The sequence below is a fragment of the Pantoea sp. SORGH_AS_0659 genome (genome assembly GCF_031453915.1).
Lineage (GTDB): Bacteria > Pseudomonadota > Gammaproteobacteria > Enterobacterales > Enterobacteriaceae > Pantoea > Pantoea leporis.
The window spans coordinates 1,409,357-1,429,020 of the sequence record NZ_JAVJAK010000001.1; the positions used below are offsets into that span (position 1 = coordinate 1,409,357).

The 19,664-nt window shown below is 52.9% G+C and carries 15 protein-coding genes; 4 read left to right on the forward strand and 11 right to left on the reverse strand.

What is annotated here, in order from left to right:
* Window positions 1-19: 19 nt before the first annotated feature.
* The gene (locus Q3H59_RS06660) at window positions 20-247 is read right to left on the reverse strand and encodes a YejL family protein (protein ID WP_036648480.1); all 228 of its coding nucleotides are present in this window, start codon (window positions 245-247) and stop codon (window positions 20-22) included.
* Window positions 248-405: 158 nt separating this feature from the next.
* Between Q3H59_RS06660 and yejK the strand changes: the two genes are divergently transcribed.
* The gene (gene yejK, locus Q3H59_RS06665) at window positions 406-1,410 is read left to right on the forward strand and encodes a nucleoid-associated protein YejK (RefSeq protein ID WP_101763686.1); all 1,005 of its coding nucleotides are present in this window, start codon (window positions 406-408) and stop codon (window positions 1,408-1,410) included.
* Between the two features lie 35 nt (window positions 1,411-1,445).
* Here the strand turns inward: yejK and Q3H59_RS06670 are convergent, their stop codons facing one another.
* The 3 genes from Q3H59_RS06670 to Q3H59_RS06680 form a co-directional block, all read right to left on the reverse strand.
* A complete protein-coding gene (locus Q3H59_RS06670) occupies window positions 1,446-5,258 on the reverse strand; it encodes a S6 family peptidase (protein WP_309833897.1) in 3,813 nt (1,270 codons plus the stop codon).
* 216 nt (window positions 5,259-5,474) lie between these two features.
* Window positions 5,475-5,759 carry a 50S ribosomal protein L25 gene (gene rplY / locus Q3H59_RS06675; protein WP_101763688.1) on the reverse strand — a complete coding sequence of 95 codons (285 nt, stop codon included), beginning with the start codon at window positions 5,757-5,759 and terminating at the stop codon, window positions 5,475-5,477.
* 131 nt (window positions 5,760-5,890) lie between these two features.
* Window positions 5,891-7,645: a DEAD/DEAH box helicase family protein gene (locus Q3H59_RS06680; protein ID WP_309833900.1), complete on the reverse strand. Its 1,755-nt coding sequence runs from the start codon at window positions 7,643-7,645 to the stop codon at window positions 5,891-5,893.
* Window positions 7,646-7,811: 166 nt separating this feature from the next.
* Here Q3H59_RS06680 and rsuA point away from each other — a divergent pair, with 166 nt between their 5' ends.
* From rsuA to Q3H59_RS06695, 3 genes are all read left to right on the forward strand, one after another.
* A complete protein-coding gene (rsuA, locus tag Q3H59_RS06685) occupies window positions 7,812-8,534 on the forward strand; it encodes a 16S rRNA pseudouridine(516) synthase RsuA (protein ID WP_101763690.1) in 723 nt (240 codons plus the stop codon).
* A 12-nt stretch (window positions 8,535-8,546) separates the two neighbouring features.
* Window positions 8,547-9,740: a Bcr/CflA family multidrug efflux MFS transporter gene (locus Q3H59_RS06690; RefSeq protein WP_192233314.1), complete on the forward strand. Its 1,194-nt coding sequence runs from the start codon at window positions 8,547-8,549 to the stop codon at window positions 9,738-9,740.
* Window positions 9,741-10,077: 337 nt separating this feature from the next.
* On the forward strand, window positions 10,078-10,404 hold the full coding sequence (locus Q3H59_RS06695; protein WP_101763692.1) for a hypothetical protein: 327 nt from the start codon (window positions 10,078-10,080) through the stop codon (window positions 10,402-10,404).
* Here Q3H59_RS06695 and yejF read toward each other — a convergent pair.
* The 7 genes from yejF to Q3H59_RS06730 form a co-directional block, all read right to left on the reverse strand.
* Window positions 10,398-11,987: a microcin C ABC transporter ATP-binding protein YejF gene (gene yejF / locus Q3H59_RS06700; protein ID WP_309833904.1), complete on the reverse strand. Its 1,590-nt coding sequence runs from the start codon at window positions 11,985-11,987 to the stop codon at window positions 10,398-10,400. The two genes, Q3H59_RS06695 and yejF, sit on opposite strands and share 7 nt — an antisense overlap.
* Complete coding sequence (locus Q3H59_RS06705; protein ID WP_101763694.1) at window positions 11,988-13,010, reverse strand: ABC transporter permease; 1,023 nt, start codon at window positions 13,008-13,010, stop codon at window positions 11,988-11,990.
* A complete protein-coding gene (locus Q3H59_RS06710) occupies window positions 13,010-14,101 on the reverse strand; it encodes a microcin C ABC transporter permease YejB (protein ID WP_101763695.1) in 1,092 nt (363 codons plus the stop codon). The genes Q3H59_RS06705 and Q3H59_RS06710 overlap by 1 nt, the downstream gene beginning before the upstream one ends.
* 10 nt (window positions 14,102-14,111) lie before the next feature.
* Window positions 14,112-15,920, reverse strand: coding sequence for an extracellular solute-binding protein (locus Q3H59_RS06715; protein ID WP_101763696.1), 1,809 nt, complete (start codon window positions 15,918-15,920; stop codon window positions 14,112-14,114).
* A gap of 65 nt (window positions 15,921-15,985) precedes the next feature.
* Complete coding sequence (locus tag Q3H59_RS06720) at window positions 15,986-17,551, reverse strand: cyclic di-GMP phosphodiesterase (RefSeq protein WP_309833908.1); 1,566 nt, start codon at window positions 17,549-17,551, stop codon at window positions 15,986-15,988.
* 280 nt (window positions 17,552-17,831) lie between these two features.
* Window positions 17,832-18,407, reverse strand: a complete 576-nt coding sequence (gene mepS, locus Q3H59_RS06725; RefSeq protein WP_008105015.1) for a bifunctional murein DD-endopeptidase/murein LD-carboxypeptidase — start codon at window positions 18,405-18,407, stop codon at window positions 17,832-17,834.
* A gap of 514 nt (window positions 18,408-18,921) precedes the next feature.
* A complete protein-coding gene (locus Q3H59_RS06730; protein ID WP_101763698.1) occupies window positions 18,922-19,629 on the reverse strand; it encodes a phosphatase PAP2 family protein in 708 nt (235 codons plus the stop codon).
* Window positions 19,630-19,664 lie beyond the last annotated feature (35 nt).

The window sequence follows — 19,664 nt, forward strand, 5'->3', positions numbered from 1 at the left end:
ATGAGGTCAAATCTGCATATTAATGAGCGTTATCATCGCGTACGGATGACTGCAACGCATCCGCGAAAGATCGAGCCAGGGTGCGGCGTTGAGCCGGTGAAACGCTGGTATTGATCAAGTTAGTTACCATGTTACCCAATACCATCAGGGAAAGGTCGGTTGGCGCTTTGTCTTTTTCAAGAATCTGCGCCATCTCTGCGAGGAGCTTTTCCACGCGTTCGTCACTGTAACGGGATGATTGTGGCATATCGTCGTCTAATCAAGGGTGAAAAGGCGGTATATTACCGTAACAACGCATTTTTTTCCGCAATTTTATCGCAAGCAGAGCGATCAGTTTGTGCTGGCAGTTGAAAGCGGCTGCGGGCGGTGTTTGAATACGCGCCTGAGCTAAAAGGAGAGTCTACCATGAGTCTGGATATCGACCAGATTGCCCTGCATCAGTTAGTTAAACGTGATGAAAACCAGCTTGAACTGGTACTGCGCGACACCTTGCTGCCTGCTACCCGCGCGGTTGAAGAGATGGCAGAAGAGCTGCACCGGGTATATAGCGCCAAAAGCAAAGCTTACGGCCTGTTTAACGAAGATAGCGAACTGGCCGATGCGTTGCGTAATTGCCGCAAAGGGGAAGATGACTTTCTGGCGTTTAGCCGTGCGGCAACCGGACGTCTGCGTGATGAACTGAGCAAATATCCGTTTGCGGAAGGCGGCGTGGTGCTGTTTTTACACTATCGCTATCTGGCCGTGGAATATTTGCTGATTGCGGTTCTCAACAGCCAGTCGAGCATGCGCGTTAACGAGCAGCTGGATATCAGCAGCACCCATTATCTCGATATCAATCATGCGGATATTGTGGCGCGTATCGATCTCACCGAGTGGGAAACTAACCCGGAATCCACCCGTTATCTGACCTTCCTGCGCGGTCGCGTGGGGCGTAAAGTAGCGGATTTCTTCATGGATTTCCTTGGCGCTAGCGTCGGTCTGGACACCAAAGCGCAAAACCGTGGGCTGCTGCAAGCGGTTGATGATTACTGCGCCGAATCGGATCTCGATAAAAACGAGCGTCAGAACTATCGTCAGCAGGTTTACAGCTACTGTAACGATCAGCTGCAGGCCGGCGAAGAGATTGCGCTGCACGATCTCTCCAGTGAATTACCGCCGCTGGGAGAAAAAACGTTTCAGGCCTTCACCCAGGAGCAAGGTTACGAGCTGGAAGAGACCTTCCCAGCGGATCGTAGCACCTTGCGCCAGTTGACCAAGTTTGCGGGCAGCGGCGGCGGATTAACCCTGAACTTTGATGCCATGCTGCTCGGCGAGCGCATCTTCTGGGATCCCACCACCGACACGCTGACCATTAAAGGCACGCCACCGAATTTGCGCGATCAGCTGCAACGCCGCACCAGCAGTAAATGAAAAAAGCCGGGTCACCAAAGTGCCCGGCTTTTCTATTAGAACGAATAGTTTATGCCACTGCTGATGAGAGAATCGGTACGGAACTTGCCACCAAAGCTATGCTTCGCGCCAATATTCGCTGACCAGTTGTCGCTGATTTTCCCCTCTAAACCCAGATGAACCCGATAACGATCGTCGTCCAGCGCGCCATAAATGCGCCGGCTGTGGCGATCCTCAAGGGTTAGTGAAGAGCCAGAACGGCCCGATGAAAATTGTTTTTCAACGGTGGCGCTGAATCGCACGCGTGGCAGCAGCGTACCGAGCCCCTGCTTGCTGACTTCAATACCCGGCGCGAGTCCCCACGGCATGGCTGAACTCAGGGCAATGCTGGCCTCTCTGCTTTCCAGCGTGTATCCCGGTAAATAGCCTGCGCTGGCTTTCAGGTAAGGCGATAGCGTGAAAGACGCATCCAGCAGAGGGTAGGATTTACCCCATTTTGCACTGCCTGCCAGCATATGGCTGGTTTTTGAGGTGCTTTTTACTCCCAATACCGGGTCAAGGTGAATGTCCTGACGCAGATGCAGGTAGCTGGCAGCAAGATCCATAAACCATCCTTCATCGCTCATTCCGCTCGCATACAGGCCCAGAGTGCTCAGTTTATGGCTAATGCTGGCTTCTTCCCCGGCATTTCCCAGGCTGTAACTGGCGGTCACGCCATAAAGCCAGGCATCCGCTTGCGCATCGGCACCGATCTCTAGCCTGCTGTCTTTTAACGTTACGCTATCCATTCTGCCGCGATTTTGGCTGAGGCTGGCCCATGCGCCGCTATTTTCATGGTTACCGCGCAGTAGCTGAGCGCGATCGGTCAGCATATTGCTGATTTCACTGAACAGGTAGTGGCGCGAAGCGAGCAGGGCGCGAGTACTCTGCACCAGCGGCTGATTATCAATGATCTCAAACCAGTCTTCTGCAGTACCCGGATTTGGCGTGATCTCGGGCTCAGGTTTCACTTCAGGCTCAGGCTTAACTTCCGGTTCAGGCGTAATGCCGGGTTCGGGATGAGTCTCCGGATCGGGGTCGATTACCGGATCGGGTGGTAACACCGGATCAGGCGTTTTGGCAATAATCCATTTCACGCGACCATTCTCTTCCACAACCTGATAATCAGCGGTATAGAGCGAGAACCCGCGTTTGACCGGAGGTAGCGTGAAATAGTCGTGCGCGGTTCCGGCGGGCGCGTTCACCAGCACGATCTCTTTCGCGATGCGGTTGGGGAAGGTTTCACCCAGCATAAAACCAAGATCGAGGATGTTGCTGCCGCCCTGCACGCTGGACCCAATGTATAAACTGTCGCTGATGGCGGACTGTGGCGCGATGCCGAAACCAAGCTGCAGATGATTTGCCGTCAGATGTTCCACAGAGAGCAGCTTCGGCGTCCAGGCCATTTCATCTGCAGAAAGAAGCGAGATGATACCGCCTTTACCTGCATCCATCCGATGCACGCGGCTGTTACCATTCATATTCCAGAATGTTTCACTGCTCAGGGTGACTATCGCTGAGTGACTGTCGTTGATGTGGCCGTGGTAATCGACTTTGCCAAGATGAAGCAATGCGTTATCGCCCAGCGTGATATTGCCCTCAACCGAGCTGGCGGGAAGGAAACGCAACTCTTCCGCGTTTCGCTGTGCAACTTTGCAACTGCCCTTAGTGCTTTGCACCGGCGAGGTGCAGCGTAAAATTTGCTGCTCATCAGCAGCGTCGGGATGGTAGCCAAGGATAACCTGGCTGTTGTCGCCCGCCTGGATATCGGCTTTAACCTGCGCGTATTCACCGACCTGTAAACGTGCATTGTCATTGACTACAATGTTATTGGCGGTGAAAGAGGAAGTGTACCAATCGTTGTCAATGATCAGGCCGCCGGCATGAGGAACGGGTTGCCCGGACAGCAGAAGAGTCCCCTTATTGACGTTGATATTTCCATTTAAATGGATATTACCGCTCAGTGCGAAATGTGTATTTCCACTCTCCGGAGATAAATTCACATCCAATGCACCGTTAGTTTTATCCGACGAGCGCGTGCCAATGTCTCCGCGGAAAACTAAATCATTTAACTGCGATAGTCGATAATCGACGGCTTGAACCAGATCATATCCCAGATACTTCCAGTCTTCATTGTCCTGCTGATTTGTGGGGAAGTACCAATACTTCTCTTTTTTTAATTGAAAATACTCTTTACGTTGCGTTCTCGAATTATAATATTCATAAATATCACCAATATTACCAATGTCGACACTGCTCCAGGTGTTAATGTTGATATCGCTACGTGAGTACCCTGTAAGCGTTAGACTGGCCGAGGTTAACTCACTCTGATTGATCACTGCCGCACCGCTATCCGTGTGATTAATCTTTCGCATTATGAGATTATTACCATTAAGATCCAATGTCCCCCCACGATAACCAAAATAAATGTTATCAGGATTAACCTGGTCTTCGCTCGCTAAAATAACGGTAGGCCGACCGCTCGCTAAATACAGTCGAGAAAATGCCTGGCGATTTCCTTGCGCATCTTTTTGTTGATCCAGAATAACGGTGCCATCGCCGATATTCAGTCCGCCTTCATTGACACCCGTAGCAGTAATATGTAAGACGCCACCGCCAATTTTGTGTAAATCATCATCTTTTAGTCCATTCACTTGCCAGATGACTTTTTTCCCTTCATCGATTTCAACGCCGCCGCCCACCCAGGTTGCGCCCACATTCTCTGCAGATTTCAGGGTGTAGTTATTAGAAAACTGTAGTTTGCCTGCTCCCAGATTGACGGCCTCATTAAGAATAATGTCTCCGCCCGCGCCGTTAAAGCGAATATCTTTGGTTGCATCAAGTTCAATAAGGCTGGCTTTGCCTGGCGCCAAATGACGATATGTGCTGTCTAAACCTTGCCATCCCCAGTTTTTACTACCCTGAACCAGTTTATCTGCATTCCAGTAAATCGGGCCGTTATTTGCAAAATCAGTGACATCGGGAGAGATATTGTTGGCAATAATCCCATTAAAATATTCTTCATTAAAACGTGTTGAGATAACTTTGCGACCATAAGGCGTTGCGCTACCATAACCACCATAATGTACACCAGCAAGTTTCCATTTTTTATCAACATTGTCGTAGACATAAATAGGGCTGCCACTGTCACCGCCGCCGGTTGATATTGATAAAGCGGATGAATATTGATGGCCAGGTTCATATTGAATCCAATAGAAATCGTCATTTTTTTCTTTGTTGAAGGTAATGGTGTCAATATTAATTGTTCCACCCGCTAACCATTTATAGGCACTGGCCAGGAACTCTTTCTCAGTGAGATCATTCGAGATCTGTGTCATTTCACCAGCACCCGCGCGCACATAAGCAATATACCGAGAGCCATGTCCTTTCTGAAGCTCATTACGTTCCACATAATCTATTGGCGCGACTTCGGTTACAACTTTGTTTAACCGTGGCAGGATATTATCCTGGACGGCGGATTGATTGCGGTTAATAAAAAGATAACGGGTGGAATAAGCAGACGGACCGCCAAAAGAAACGCTACCCAAAGCGGTTACGTGCCGTGTGGTGGTGACATAGGATGGATTAATCAATGTGGCAAACCCGCGACGAGATACACTGCTAAGGTCGGGCATGGCAAAATCAAGATAACCACTCAGCTCGCCATCTTTCTTAAAAATGGGAATGTTGCTTAAGCCGACACGATATTTACCCATATTCTCGGCAAAATCACGGTATTCTTGCACGTTAATGTCATGACGCATTACGCCCGCATAGCCAGAAAATGAGATGAGTATGATGCCATAGCCCAAGGCAGGTATTTTTTTCACTTAAAGTCCTTGCAGACAAATTCTGGAGAAATGTTAAAACGGCATTCTCCATGGTTTGTGCAAGCTTCATGGTAAAGAACAGTCTCAAATAAACGAAGGCAGAGAGAAATGAAAGACAGGGGTTTTTCGGAAGGGAAGATGTCGGGTTATTTTTTATACCTAAAATAAAAGGGCCGGTTTCGCAACCGGCCCTTCTACCTTCAACTCATTCAGCGATTAAGCGCGAACGAAGTCGATGTGGAACAGTTTTGGCTTGAACGGATGACGCTGTACCGCCTGAGCTTTAACTTTAACTTCTTTGCCATCAACCGCGATGGTCAGCACTTCGCTGTAGAACTCAGGTTTAACCTGTACGTTCATCACTGCATCGTGGTCGAGTTCGATAGCAATTGGTGCTTCATTTCCGCCATAGATGATGGCTGGGAATTTGTTTGCTACACGCAGGCGGCGGCTCGCACCCTTACCCTGGTCTTTACGTACTTCAGCGTTAATAGTGAACATTTGATGTCTCTTCAATAGTTCCTGCTACAGGCGACCCAGCAACAGGACGGTTATTCAAACTGCTTTTACGGATGCAAAAGCGGGCGGCATTATAGCCCCAATGATGCTGCAGGGGCAAATGATTCCGCCGCTTAACGCAGCTCATTGGCACGGCGATAACGGCCCTGATAATCAAACATTTTTTCGCGAATCTGCCAGAAATGGCCTTTTGCGCGTGCCACCACAAAGTCCGGATGACGCAATAAAGGCTGTAAGGCGATGACATCCGCTGCGGTTTGCCAGCCAAGTTCCACGCCCGGCGCGCGCTGATGCGGGCGCATAAACAGCTGCTCAAAGGCTTTGCGTTGTCCTGGCGTTTGCAGGCGAAAACGCTCGCTGACGCTGGTGCCATCTTCATCGAAATAGGTGGCTTTCAGCCATTCGCCTTTATCATCGCGTCCTTGCTCCAGTGTCATGCCGGCGCAGCGCAACACGCGCGCATCTTTCAGTTTCAGCGCCGCTTTCAGCATGTCATCCGGGTCGACCAGAATTTTGTCGCATTGATGGCAGCGCCGCGCGGCGATGTCATTCTCGGCGCCGCAATCCGGGCAGCTTTTGAAGCGAAAGCGATAATCACACTGTTCGCGCTCGCCTTCATCATCTTCCAGCACGCCCTGACAGCGGCGGCCAAAATGCTCGACGATGTGTCCATCTTCGGTAGTTTTGCCCCAGAAGGTATTGGCGAAACCGCAGGCGGGACAAAAAACCTGCACCGGCTGATTGTCGCTGGCCCCTTTCGGCGCGCCGACTTCGGGGGTGAAAAGATCGTGTGGATTACCGGCGTAATCCAGCACCAGACAATCGGTTTTGCCGGGTGACAAGCGTAAACCGCGACCGACGATCTGCTGGTAGAGGCTAACGGATTCGGTAGGGCGCAAAATGGCGATCAAATCCACGTGGGGCGCGTCAAAGCCAGTGGTCAGAACGGCAACGTTGACCAGGAACTTCAGCTGCTGCGCTTTAAATGCACCAATTAAGCGGTCACGATCCTTCACTGCCGTTTCCGCCGAGACCAGCGCGCTGTTTTCAGGCAGCAGCGTGAGGATTTCACGGGCATGTTCCACGGTTGAGGCAAACACCATCACGCCACGGCGATCTTCAGCAAACTCAATAATCTGGCGAATAATATGCGGCGTTACGCGATGCTGTTGTTTCAGCTCGCGGTTGAGATCGGCTTCGCTAAACAGGCCATTATTTTGCGGGATCAGGCGGCTGAAATCGTACTGTACCACCGGCATATCTAAGCGCTCCGGCGGCACCAGAAAGCCATGTTTGATCATATAGCGCAGCGGCAGCTCATAAATGCAATCGCGGAACAGTGCTTTCTCATCGCCGCGCACCATGCCGTGATAGTGGTATTGGTAGATCCAGCCTTTGCCGAGACGGAAGGGCGTGGCGGTCAAACCCAACAGGCGCAACTGCGGATTGTGCTGCCGCAGGTGGGCGAACAGCAGCTGATACTGGCTCTCTTCGTTATCACTGATGCGGTGACACTCATCAACGATCACCAGTGAAAAGGCGCTATCGAAGCGGTTGAGATTGCGCGCCACCGACTGCACGCTGCCAAACACCACTTTGCTTTCGCTCTGCTTGCGCTGCAAACCCGCGGCGAAGATGTCTGCTTCAAGTCCATAAGCCTGATATTTGCTGTGATTCTGCTCCACCAGCTCTTTGACGTGAGCCAGCACCAATACCCGTCCACGCGCTAGCCGCGCCAGTTCAGCAATCACCAGACTCTTACCCGCACCGGTCGGCAGCACAATCACCGCAGGCGTGGTATGGCGACGAAAGTGGTTGAGGGTGGCGTCAACCGCCTCTTGTTGGTATGGGCGCAGGGAGAATGACATTGGGGCAAACTTTTTTCTGGAACGGACGCGCATTATGCCATGAAAGCCAGTTAAACGCAGGTTCACTACTGTTAGCACTCTAAGGATCAAGCTATACTGCCCACACTTTCTTAACGGACAAAAACACCGTTTCAGTTTCCCCCGCAGTAACAGGCAAAACGAATTCATGCGACTCGAAAAATTCATATCTCAGCAACTGGAAGTTAGTCGTGCTATCGCCGGACGCGAAATCCGCGCCAAAAAAGTCACCATCAACGGCGAAGTTGTGCGCGATGCGGCATACAAAGTACAGCCAGACGATGAAGTCGAATACGACGGCAATCCGCTGGTGGTGCAGCAAGGACCGCGCTATTTCATGCTGAACAAGCCGCAGGGTTACGTCTGCTCAACCGACGATCCCGACCATCCCACCGTGCTGTTCTTTATCGAAGAACCCGCAGCGTTCAAGCTGCATGCGGCGGGCCGTCTGGATATCGACACCACTGGTTTGGTGCTGCTGACCGACGATGGCCAATGGTCACACCGCATTACCTCACCGAAGCATCACCTGGAAAAAACCTATCTGGTGGAAGTGGAGGAGCCAATCGATCCTGTCCTGGTTGAGAAGTTCGCTGCGGGTGTACAACTGCACAATGAAAAAGAGCTCACCAAGCCGGCCGTGCTAGAGATTCTCGATGAGAAAGCCGCCCGTTTGACTATCAGCGAAGGGCGTTACCATCAGGTCAAACGCATGTTTGCGGCGATGGGTAACCATGTCTCAGCGCTGCATCGCGAACGTATTGGTGACATCGAGCTGGATGAAGATCTCGGCGAAGGTGAATATCGTGAACTGACCCAGCAAGAGGTCGACAGCATCGGCCTGCCAGAAGAACTCAAACAACGTAAATAGCGGGAGAACGCGGTGCGCAAGGAAAAGAATTCACCGGTCGGTTTAGTGGTCATCCTCGGATTGCTGGCAATGCTGATGCCGCTCTCTATCGATATGTATCTGCCGGCCATGCCGCAAATCGCCCATGAGTTTGCGGTTTCGGCGGGCAGCGTGCAGATGACGCTCAACCTTTACATCCTCGGTTTCGCCATTGGCCAGTTAGTTTATGGTCCACTGGCAGACAGCTACGGACGTAAACCGGTGATTGTGCTGGGAACGCTAATTTTTGCCTGCGCCGCCGCGGCTTGCGCGCTGTCACAAACCATCGATCAGCTGATCTTTATGCGCTTCCTGCACGGCTTATCGGCCGCCGCTGCTAGCGTGGTGATCAACGCCTTGATGCGCGACACCTACTCGAAAGAGGACTTCTCGCGCATGATGTCATTCGTGATGCTGGTGACCACCATCGCGCCGCTGCTGGCACCGATTATCGGTGGCTGGCTGCTGTTGCTGTGGAACTGGCACGCTATTTTCTGGACGCTGGCAGGTGCCGCGCTGTTCACCACCATGCTGGTCGTGACGCAAATTCGTGAAACGCTCAAGCCCGAACAGCGCCAGCGCTTTCATCTGCGGACCACGCTGGGCAACTTTGTGGCGCTGGTGCGCCACAAGCGCGCCTTCAGTTACATGCTGGCGAGCGGTTTCTCCTTTGCCGGATTATTCACCTTCCTCAACGCCGGTCCGTTTGTCTACATCGAAGTAAACCACGTTTCCCCGCAGAACTTTGGCTATTACTTTGGCCTGAACGTGGTGTTCCTGTTCGTGATGACGTTGATCAACAGCCGCGCCGTGCGCCGTTTTGGTCCGGTGAAAATGTTCCGCATGGGATTGTTGATTCAGTTCGCGATGGGCGTTTGGCTGTTGATTTCCAGCGCGCTGGATTTGGGCTTCTTGTCGCTGGTGTTTGGCGTGGCGATGTTTATTGGCTGCGTCTCGACGGTGTCGTCGAACGCGATGGCGGTGATTCTGGATGAGTTTCCGCATATGGCGGGCACCGCTTCTTCGCTGGCGGGAACGCTGCGTTTTGGCGTCGGTGCTTTAGTCGGCGCGCTGCTCTCATTAGTCAGCATTAACAGCGCCTGGCCGATGGTTGCCACCATTGCGCTGTGCGCCACAATTTCGATTGTGCTGTTCACCTATGCTTCGCGGCCTCAACAGCCGGCGTGACATCCCCAGGGTCGTCATAAATGGCGACCTGGCCTCTCTTAATTCTTCTCCCTCACTCGCTAATCCCCATTCATTCGTTATGCTTAATGTTTCCATTATGTGAAAATTTAGAGATAAAAAAGTAACGATAATGCGTCTAAAATGATTGTTAACCGCAGCCGAACACGGTAAACATAGGCATAAATGTGAGAAGCCTCGCAAATTATAAATTGGCTACACGCTTTGTGTTTAAAACGAGAAGGCAGACTGAATTGGTATTCAGAGCTAATCAGGTTGGGATTCACCACGTTGTGCCGTCGTCGTGAATAAAGTTAACGTCTCTGGGGGCCGTATAACTATGCTGCAACTTTCCGTTGTGCATCGCTTGCCACAACATTATCGCTGGTCGCTGGAACATGCGGGTGAAATTGTGCGTCAGGAAGCAGCGAATGGCGTGCATGCCGAAGATTTAGTGGTGCTGCGCCTGCTGAGTCATGATGGTCATCCGGCGCTGGAAATTCTGCACCAGCTGAAGGAGACGCTGGCGCAAATTCAGGTCGAGTGCAAAATCGCCGAGTGTGAAGGGCAGCCTTGCCTGCTGATTCAACGTGATGACGAAAGCGCGACCAACTGCTGCCTGAAAAATCAGGGTGTCGCTATCGCCGAAACCTTTGATGGTCACTGACTTAGATCTTTTCCCTGCGCAGACGCCAGTAGCTGCCGCGTGTAATCGGCTGCTGGTGCGTTAAACAGCGTTTCGCAATCACCTTGCTCCACCACTTCACCCTGACGCAGCACAATCAGCTGATGACAGAGCGCGCGCACCACCTGCAAATCATGGCTGATAAACAGATAGGCGAGCTGATGCTGCTGCTGCAAACGGCGCAGTAAGGTGAGAATTTGCTTCTGCACCGAGCGGTCCAGCGACGAGGTGGGTTCATCCAGCACAATCAGCTGCGGCTCCAGGATCAACGCGCGGGCGATCGCGATGCGCTGGCGCTGACCGCCTGAAAACTCCGCCGGATAGCGTGAGCGGCTGTCGGCATCGAGTCCCACTTCCTGCATTACCGCAATCACTTTGGCTTCCTGCTCCGCACTGCTCAGTTCCGGGCGATGCACCGCTAAACCTTCCGCAATCACCTGTTGCACCGTCATGCGCGGATTGAGCGACGAATTGGGATCCTGAAACACCACCTGAATGCGCTGGCGCAGCGGCAATAACTGCTTTGGCGACAGCTGATGCAGCGGCTGATCGTCAAACCAGATCTCACCGCGCGCGCTAATTAAACGCAGCAGCGCCAGGCCCGTTGTACTCTTGCCCGAACCCGATTCGCCCACCAGTCCGAGGCTTTCGCCACGCCGCAGGGTAAAGCTAAGATCCTTAAGCGCCATCTTCTCTGCCACGGTGCGACGCAGCAATCCCCGCCGGATCGGGAAACCAACCTGCAGGTTTTTCACCTGTAACAGCGGTTGCGCATCCAGCAGCGGCACCGGTTCGCCATCCGGCTCGGCGGCGATCAGTTCGCGCGTATAGGGCTGCTGCGGCTGGCTGAACAGCATATCGCAGCGATTGTGTTCCACAGCGCGGCCATTGCGCATCACCGTGACGCTGTGCGCCAGCTGACGCACGATATTGAGGTTATGGGTGATGAACAGCATGCCCATGTTGAGTTCACGCTGCAGTTCGCGCAGCAGTTGCAGAATTTGCGCCTGCACCGTCACATCCAGTGCTGTGGTCGGTTCATCGGCGATCAGCAGCTTCGGCTGGGTTAGCAGCGCCATGGCGATCATCACGCGCTGTCGCTCACCACCAGAAAGCTGGTGCGGAAAATCCTGCAAGCGCGATGCCGCATGGCGAATGCCGACGCGATCCAGGCAGCTCAGCATTTCGCCACGCGCGGCTTCGCGCCGCATGCCGCGATGCACCGACAGCACTTCATACAGCTGCTTCTCCACGTTATGCAGTGGATTGAGCGACACCATCGGCTCCTGAAAAATCATCGCCATCTGGTTACCACGCAGCCCGCGCAGGGTGCGTTCGCTGGCTTGCAAAATATCCTGGCCGTTAAACAGAATTTCGCCTTGCGGATAGTTGACCGGCGGCTGCGGCAATAAGCGCATGATCGACAGCGCAGTCACGCTTTTACCGGAACCGGATTCGCCCACCAGCGCCAGCGTTTCGCCGGCGTCAATCTGCAGCGAAATGTCTTCTACCACGCGGCGATCCTGAAAGGCCACCGCCAGATGATTCACCGTTAACAGGCTCATTTAGCGTCCTCGGCTCGGGTCAAAGGCATCGCGTACCGCTTCGCCGATAAAGATCAGTAACGACAGCAGCAGGGCGAGGGCAAAGAAGCCCGCCAGTCCCAGCCACGGCGCCTGTAAATTGTTTTTGCCCTGTAACAGCAGCTCGCCAAGCGAGGGCGATCCCACTGGCAAACCAAAACCCAGGAAGTCCAGCGAAGTTAGCGTGGTGATTGAGCCGCACAGGATAAACGGCAAAAACGTCAGCGTGGCGACCATGGCGTTGGGCAGCATGTGGCGCAGCATAATGCGGCTATCGCTGACGCCGAGCGCGCGCGCCGCACGGATATAATCGTAGTTACGTGCGCGCAGGAATTCGGCGCGCACCACGCTTACCAGGCTCATCCAGCCAAACACCACTGTCACCAGCAACAGCCACCAGAAGCCGGGCTGAATCACGCTGGAGAGCAGAATCAGCAGGAACAGCGATGGCATGCCGGACCACACTTCAATCAGACGCTGACCCACCAGATCAATGCGGCCACCGAAGTAGCCTTGCACCGCGCCGACTACGATGCCAATCACGCTGGAGAACAGCGTCAGCATGATGCCGAACAGCAATGAGATGCGCGTGCCATACAGCAAGCGTGCCAGCACATCACCACCGTTAGCATCGGTACCGAGCCAGTTTTGCGCCGAAGGTGGCGAAGGGAAGGGCACATCGGTGGCGAAGTTGATGGTGCTGTCGCTGAAGCGAATCGGTGCCCAGATCGCCCAACCTTGTTGATCGATGCGCTGCTTCAGCCAGGGATCCTGATAATCGGCAGGCGTAGAGAAATCACCGCCGTAATCACTTTCGCTGTAGTTGAACAGCAGCGGCACATACCAGCGCTGCTGATAATGCACCAGCAGCGGTTTGTCGTTAGCCAGCAGCTCAGCGCCCAGTGACAGAACAAAAATGATCAGGAAAATCCACAGCGACCAGTAACCGCGTCGGTTATGGCGAAAACGCTGCCAGCGCTGCTGGTTAACCGGAGATAAGCGCATCAGCGTCCCTCAAAATCAATGCGCGGATCGACCAGCGTGTAGGTCAGATCGCTAAGAATGTTCATCAGCAGGCCAATCAAGGTGAAGATATAGAGCGTGCCGAACATCACCGGATAGTCGCGCTGAATAGTGGCGTCATAGCCGAGCAGGCCCAAACCATTGAGTGAGAACATCACCTCTATCAACACCGAGCTGGTGAAAAACATGCTGATAAAAGTGGCGGGGAAACCGGCGATCACCAGCAGCATGGCGTTGCGGAACACGTGGCCGTACAGCACGCGCTTCTCATCCAGCCCTTTGGCGCGCGCGGTGACCACATATTGTTTGCGGATCTCATCAAGGAACGAGTTTTTAGTCAGCATGGTCAGCGTGGCGAAACCGCCAATCACCGTAGCCAGCACCGGCAGCGTGATGTGCCACAGGTAATCGCTGATTTTGCTGTACCACGGCAGCGCATCAAACTGCGGTGACGTCAGGCCGCGCAGCGGGAACCAGTCGAAATAGCTGCCGCCGGCGAACAGCACAATCAGCATGATGCCGAACAGGAAGGCCGGAATCGAATAGCCAATGATGATAAAAGTGCTGCTCCAGATGTCGAAAGCGCTGCCGTTACGCACCGCTTTTTTGATGCCCAGCGGAATTGATACCAGGTAAATGATCAAGGTGCTCCACAATCCCAGGCTGATGGAGACCGGCAAACTCTCTTTGATCAGTTGCAGCACCGATGCGCTGCGGAACAGGCTGTCGCCGAAATCAAAACGAATGTAGTTCCACAGCATTTCACCGTAACGCTGCAGCAGCGGTTTATCGAAGCCATAGCGATGCTTAATTTCCGCGATCACTTCCGGATCGAGTCCGCGTGCGCCTCGATATTGGCTGTCGCCGGGATTGTCACGCATCAGCGCACCGCGCGCGCCGCTGTCGCCGCCGACTGAGCCGGGAATGCCGGTACTGTGACCAAACTGCACGTTGGCTAACGCCTGATCCACCGGGCCGCCCGGCGCAATCTGCACAATAAAGAAGTTCAGGGTGATGATCGCCCAAAGTGTCGGGATGATCAGCAGTAACCTGCGAAGAAAATAGGCTGCCAAACCGTGCTCCTCAGCGTCGATTGGCCGGCAATCGCCCGGCTTTGTTCACATCGTACCACCAGTTTTCCAGACCGGTAGCAAACGCGGGTTTAATCTCGGGATGGGAAAACTTGTCCCAATACGCCATGCGATCTTCCGCGCTGTACCACATCGGAATCATGTAGGCATTCCACAGCAGGATGCGATCCAGCGCCTGGCCGAGCGGCAGCAGCGCTTTCTCATCGCCCTGATGCTCAACGATCTGCTGCACAAAATGGTCGACTATGGGATCTTTCACGCGCGGCCTGTTCCAGGAAGAGTCAATAAATTGAGATTGCCAAATCGTTTGCAAGCTGGTCGAGGGCCATGGCATGGCGTAATAGAGCGATGGGATCATGTCGTAGTCGCCTTCGCGCATACGGCGGAGATATTGCGAGCTGTCAATCTGGCGCAGCGAGACCTGGATGCCAAGCCGTTGCAAGCTGTGCTGGAACGGCAACGCCCAGTCGTTTTGCGTACCGCTGCGCATCAGTAATTCGAAACGGAACGGCTGGCCGGATTTCACATTCACCAATTGCTGATTTCTGATTTCCCAACCCGCCGCTTTCAGCAAGTTCATGGCTTGCAACAGGTTGCCGCGGTCGAAACCGCTGCCGTCAGAACGTGGCGGGGCATACTCATTGTTGAACACTTCGGGCGGCAGCTGCGCTTTATAGGGCGCCAGCAGAATCAACTGCTCGGCTTTGGGATAGCCAAGCGCTGCATATTCAGTGTTCTGGAAATAGCTGCGCGTGCGTTTATAAGCGCCATAGAACAAGGCTTTGTTCATCCACTCGAAATCGAACGCCAGCGTGATGGCTTCACGCACGCGACGATCGGCGAACAGCGGTTTTTCGTTGTTAAATGCCAGCCATTGCGTGTCGGTGGAAACGGTGTTGGGAATGGTCGATTTGACGATGGCGTGACTGTCAAAGTTGCGACCGCGATATTGTGTCGCCCATTTCTTCGCTGAACTCTCTTCGCGCAAATCGTAAGCGCCGGCTTTAAAGGCCTCAAACGCCACGTTGTCATCAAGATAATAGTCATAACGCAAAGTATCGAAGTTAAAACGCCCGCGATTCACCGGCAGATTGGCGGCCCAGTAATCTTTCACCCGGCTGTACTGGATAAACTGACCCGATTTATAGGAGGTGACGCGATAAGGCCCGCTGGCCAGCGGCGGATAACCAATCGGCTCGTTAAACTTTTTGTTTTGCCAGAATTTTTCCGGGATGACCGGCAGCGTTAGCCAGCTGAGAATCCGATCTTTGTCCGGTTTCGGCATGTCGATACGCACGGTGAGACGGTTTAGCGCTTTCACTTGCACGTCACGAAACGCCACGCGGAACTGCGGCACACCTTCCGTCATGAATTTCTGGAAGGTGAAAGCCACATCCTGCGCGGTAATCGGTGTTCCGTCCTGAAACTGTGCATGAGGATTGATCGACACTTCCATCCAGCGATAGTCGTCGGGATAGCGCGCTGATTCCGCGATCAGCGGATAGTAGCTGCCAGGTTCATCATCGGAGGTGGTAAACAAGCCGTCATACAGCGTATCGGTACCGATGCCGGGATTGCCGCGCGAGGCGAAACGATTGAAGTTGTCGTAGGTGCCCACCACCGCCAGCGTGATCTTGCCGCCTTTGGGCGCGGCGGGATTGGCGTAATCGTAGTGAGTGAAATTCACCGCATATTTCGGCTCGCCCAGCTTAGCGAAGGCATAGCTTTCATTGATGGTGGCGGCATGCAGCGGCGCAGTGGCGCTACAAATGAACAACGCTGTGACAAGACGCAGCAGCATAAGTGGGGCGATCTCCTGTGGTGTTCCGCACTTTATGGTAGCAGTTTCATGGGGTTCGCGTGATGTTAACTCAGCGCGCGCTGGCGTTGATAATAGCTGACGAGGTTTTCGGGGCGTAACGGACGACTAAACAGATAGCCTTGTAAATGCGTCACGCCGCGATTCACCAGCCACGCCGCCTGATCGCCCGTTTCGACCCCTTCAGCCACGGTTTTGAGATTGAGTTTTTTCGCCAGCAGCAGCACTGCATCAAGCACTGGTGAGGTGACGGTTTCTGTACCAATACTTTGCACAAAGCCGCGATCGATTTTCAGGTAATCGAACGGATATTTTTCCAGATAGATCAGCGCGCTATGCCCGGTGCCGAAATCATCAATCGCTATTTTAAAATTGTTCTCATGTAGCCAGGCGAAGATTTCTCCCGCGCTTTTTTCACCGACCATGCTGCGCTCGGTAATTTCAAACACATAGTTGAAGTGATCGGTGGGCATGATGTTAATCCATGCCTGGACATCGCGCCGGAAGCTCTCTGAAGCGAGATGCAGCGGCGAGAGATTGAGGCTCAGGCGCGTGCCGCGCGGCAGCTGTTTACAGAGAAACTGGGCATCGCGCGCCACCAGCGTGAACAGATGCTGAGTGAGCGGAATAATCAGGTTTTGCGCTTCGGCGTAGCTGATAAAGGCATCCGGCGGAATCATGCCTTCAGTGGGATGCGTCCAGCGCAGCAGCGCTTCCACGCCGTAGGGTTGTCCATCGTGCGCGGTGACCAGCGGCTGGTATTCAACATGAAACTGGCCGCGTTTAATGCCCTGCATGATCTCTTTGCCCGGCCGCTGATGTCGCGTCAGCAACAACCCGCTTAGCGCGGAAATCAGCAGTGAGAAGAGTATGCCGGTCAGCAACGTCAGTGAGTAATCGCGTGGCGCTAAGGTGGTGCCAAATAGCACGAAGTGCAGATCGCTGTTATTAAAGGCTATTTCATGCAGCGATGGCGGTAAATCACTCGCGCGTACCACGTTGTTGCTGCCGCTCAACAGCGCTTTGTTGCCGACCACCAGCGCCATGCCAGTGATTTCGGGATGATAAGAGGCCAGCAGCTGATAAGGCGTCAGGCTGATGTTCATGGTGGCGAAAAGGCCGGTCTCGGCTGAACCTGGATTTTTCACCCATAGCACCAGCGCCGGTTTCTTCGGTAGCAATGGCGTGCCTTCCAGCAAGCGCATATCGCGATCGCGTTCCAGTTCAGACTCAGGAGAAATATCGTTGGCCGGCATCAGAAAAGCGCCGGTGGCAGAAGAGCAGTAAGCGTTGCCATCACGCACCAGCAGGATGGCGCGGATATTACCGGCAAAGGCGGCGCGAGAAGTGAGCTCACGACTGACGTTGTTGCAGGCTAACTGGGTGTATTGCTGTAAGGGATAAAGTGTATCGACCAGGCTTGCTATCACCTGTTGTAAATCGTCGCGGCTGTGTGCCAGAAGCTGTTCGTGTTGTTGTACGCGTTTTTGCCAGGTGAGTGTTAATAGCACGGTGACAAAAAGCAGAAAGAATGCCGCGCCGATAATCGCACTATGCCAGGCGATACGGCGTGAATAACTGCTGTGGTGTTTTAATGTCCCTGACAGTGGCATGGAGTGCATTCCCCTTGTCTTGCCATTTTTTATTATGTTTATCGTTTGGTCACTACCCACTTCAGACCGCAGCCACGGTGATAACGGTGTCTGCAGCGCAATATCTGGGTATCAGGAAGTCAACGAGAATATAACGAGAGCGCGAAGAATGTCTCGTTATATTTTTGATTCTCAATTACTTTTTATCGGTTGGATTTGAGTTAAAAACTACGGGCGAAAAAAAACGCTGCCGGGGCAGCGTTTCTGATTCTCTGGCTGAGAGGATCATCAAAGAAATACGTTAGCTTGGGTTTTTAGCAAGAACCCGACGCGCTTCGCGGTAACGATTTTTCCAATAACTGTCATTCAGGTTGGAAATCATTACGCCACTGCTGGTGGACGCGTGAACAAAGTTATCGTTGCCAAGATAGATGCCCACGTGGCGACCGGTAGAACCGGCGCGGAACAGCACTAAGTCACCTGCGCGCAATTTATTGCGTGAAATTTCTTTGCCGGTGTCTTGCTGTTCTGACGTTGAGCGTGGCAAATCTAAACCGAACTGCTCGCGAAAGGTGCGCTGAACAAAAGCAGAACAATCAATGCCGCGTTTGGTGTCGCCGCCTAAGCGATAACGTACACCTTTCCAGTCACTGTACTGTTCCATGATGCGGGACTTAACGTCCACGTTCTGCACCATCTGTTCAAATTCGTCCTGAGACGCTTGAAGTAAAAAACCATTCTGGTTGTTAACTTCATGATTCTCGTTATTCGCGTTCTGACCGTTATGGGTACTGCTGCATGCTGATAAAAGTGTTGCGAGTGCTACCGCGGGAATGATCCGCCTGAGGTATCTCAGAATTGGTTGAGACTTGACCATTGTACGTGTTTTCCTTCGATTTCCTTACGACAGAATGTCGTCAGCCAGATGACAAAACGGGTTGAGATTAATAAGTACGACCGTCTAAGACAAATCCTTAATTACTAAAATGTGTTAATGCACACATTTTTGTCGCTTTCAGCACCGCATTTTATGCTGTTGCTTACTAATCGGATTCGAGGTTAACCGATTACAGACCGCGTGGCGAGTGCTTTTATATAAATATTCAAAGGTTTTTTCGATGTGAAATCAATCTGTAACACAATGGCGACTTTATCAGCAATTGGCAGCGATTTAATAGCCAAACAGCGGTGCAATAAGGGGGTAATTCTGGCGCTAAGGCCGATTTTAAGAGGGTTCGGGCTGGACAACTTAGGATTAAGGCTATTGTTCCGCGTTTTTCATCATAATCTTTTCTTTTACCTGAATAATGTTAGTTTGCTAATAGTTTATTCAGGTTTTAAATAAGCGCGAGCGACTGACTTTTTGTTCTATGATCACTCGCGCTTAACAATTACGTGCGCGGCTTATATTTGCCCGGCAACGAACGGTTCAGCCAATTCACCAGCTTGTCGCTGAAGGGCGTTAACAGGCACCAGCTCATGCCAACCAGCACCACTGACAACGAACCCACAGCGATATCAGTAAACCAGTGCGCACCCGCCATCACACGTGGCAGAGCAAACACCACGGTAATCATCAACCCCACCAGAAACGCGCGGAAGCCGAAATAGCGCCACATAAAGCAGGTGAAGATCATCAGCATCATGCCGTGGTCGCCAGGGAAGCTATCTTTCGAGGCATCTTTGGCCGGGATGCCGGTCAGTTCGCTTACGCGATGCACATTCTCAAAGAACAGCGTTGGGCTGGAGTGCTGTACCGGCAGCAGATGACCGAGTTGGTTCAGTACTACCGCGCTCAGCAGCATCGTGATGCCAATGGCCAGCAAACGGCGGCGACCTTGCGGTGTCTCGCGACGCCAGTAGCTTAAATAGAGCAAACCCATGGCCAGCAGCGAAACCACATCGAAACCGCGGAAGTTAGTGATGGCCACTAACAGTGCGAAACCGTGATGATCAACCATCTGGTCATTGAAGCCATAAAAGATGGCTTTATCGATACCAAACCAGAACCCGTGATCCGGCGGCAGGTACCATGAAAGGAAAAGCATCACACCCAGCGCATTCAGCAGCAGGATGGTGACTAATCGAGAAGCGCGCATAGAAAATAGACTCAAAGTGAAAACAACGGGGCAAC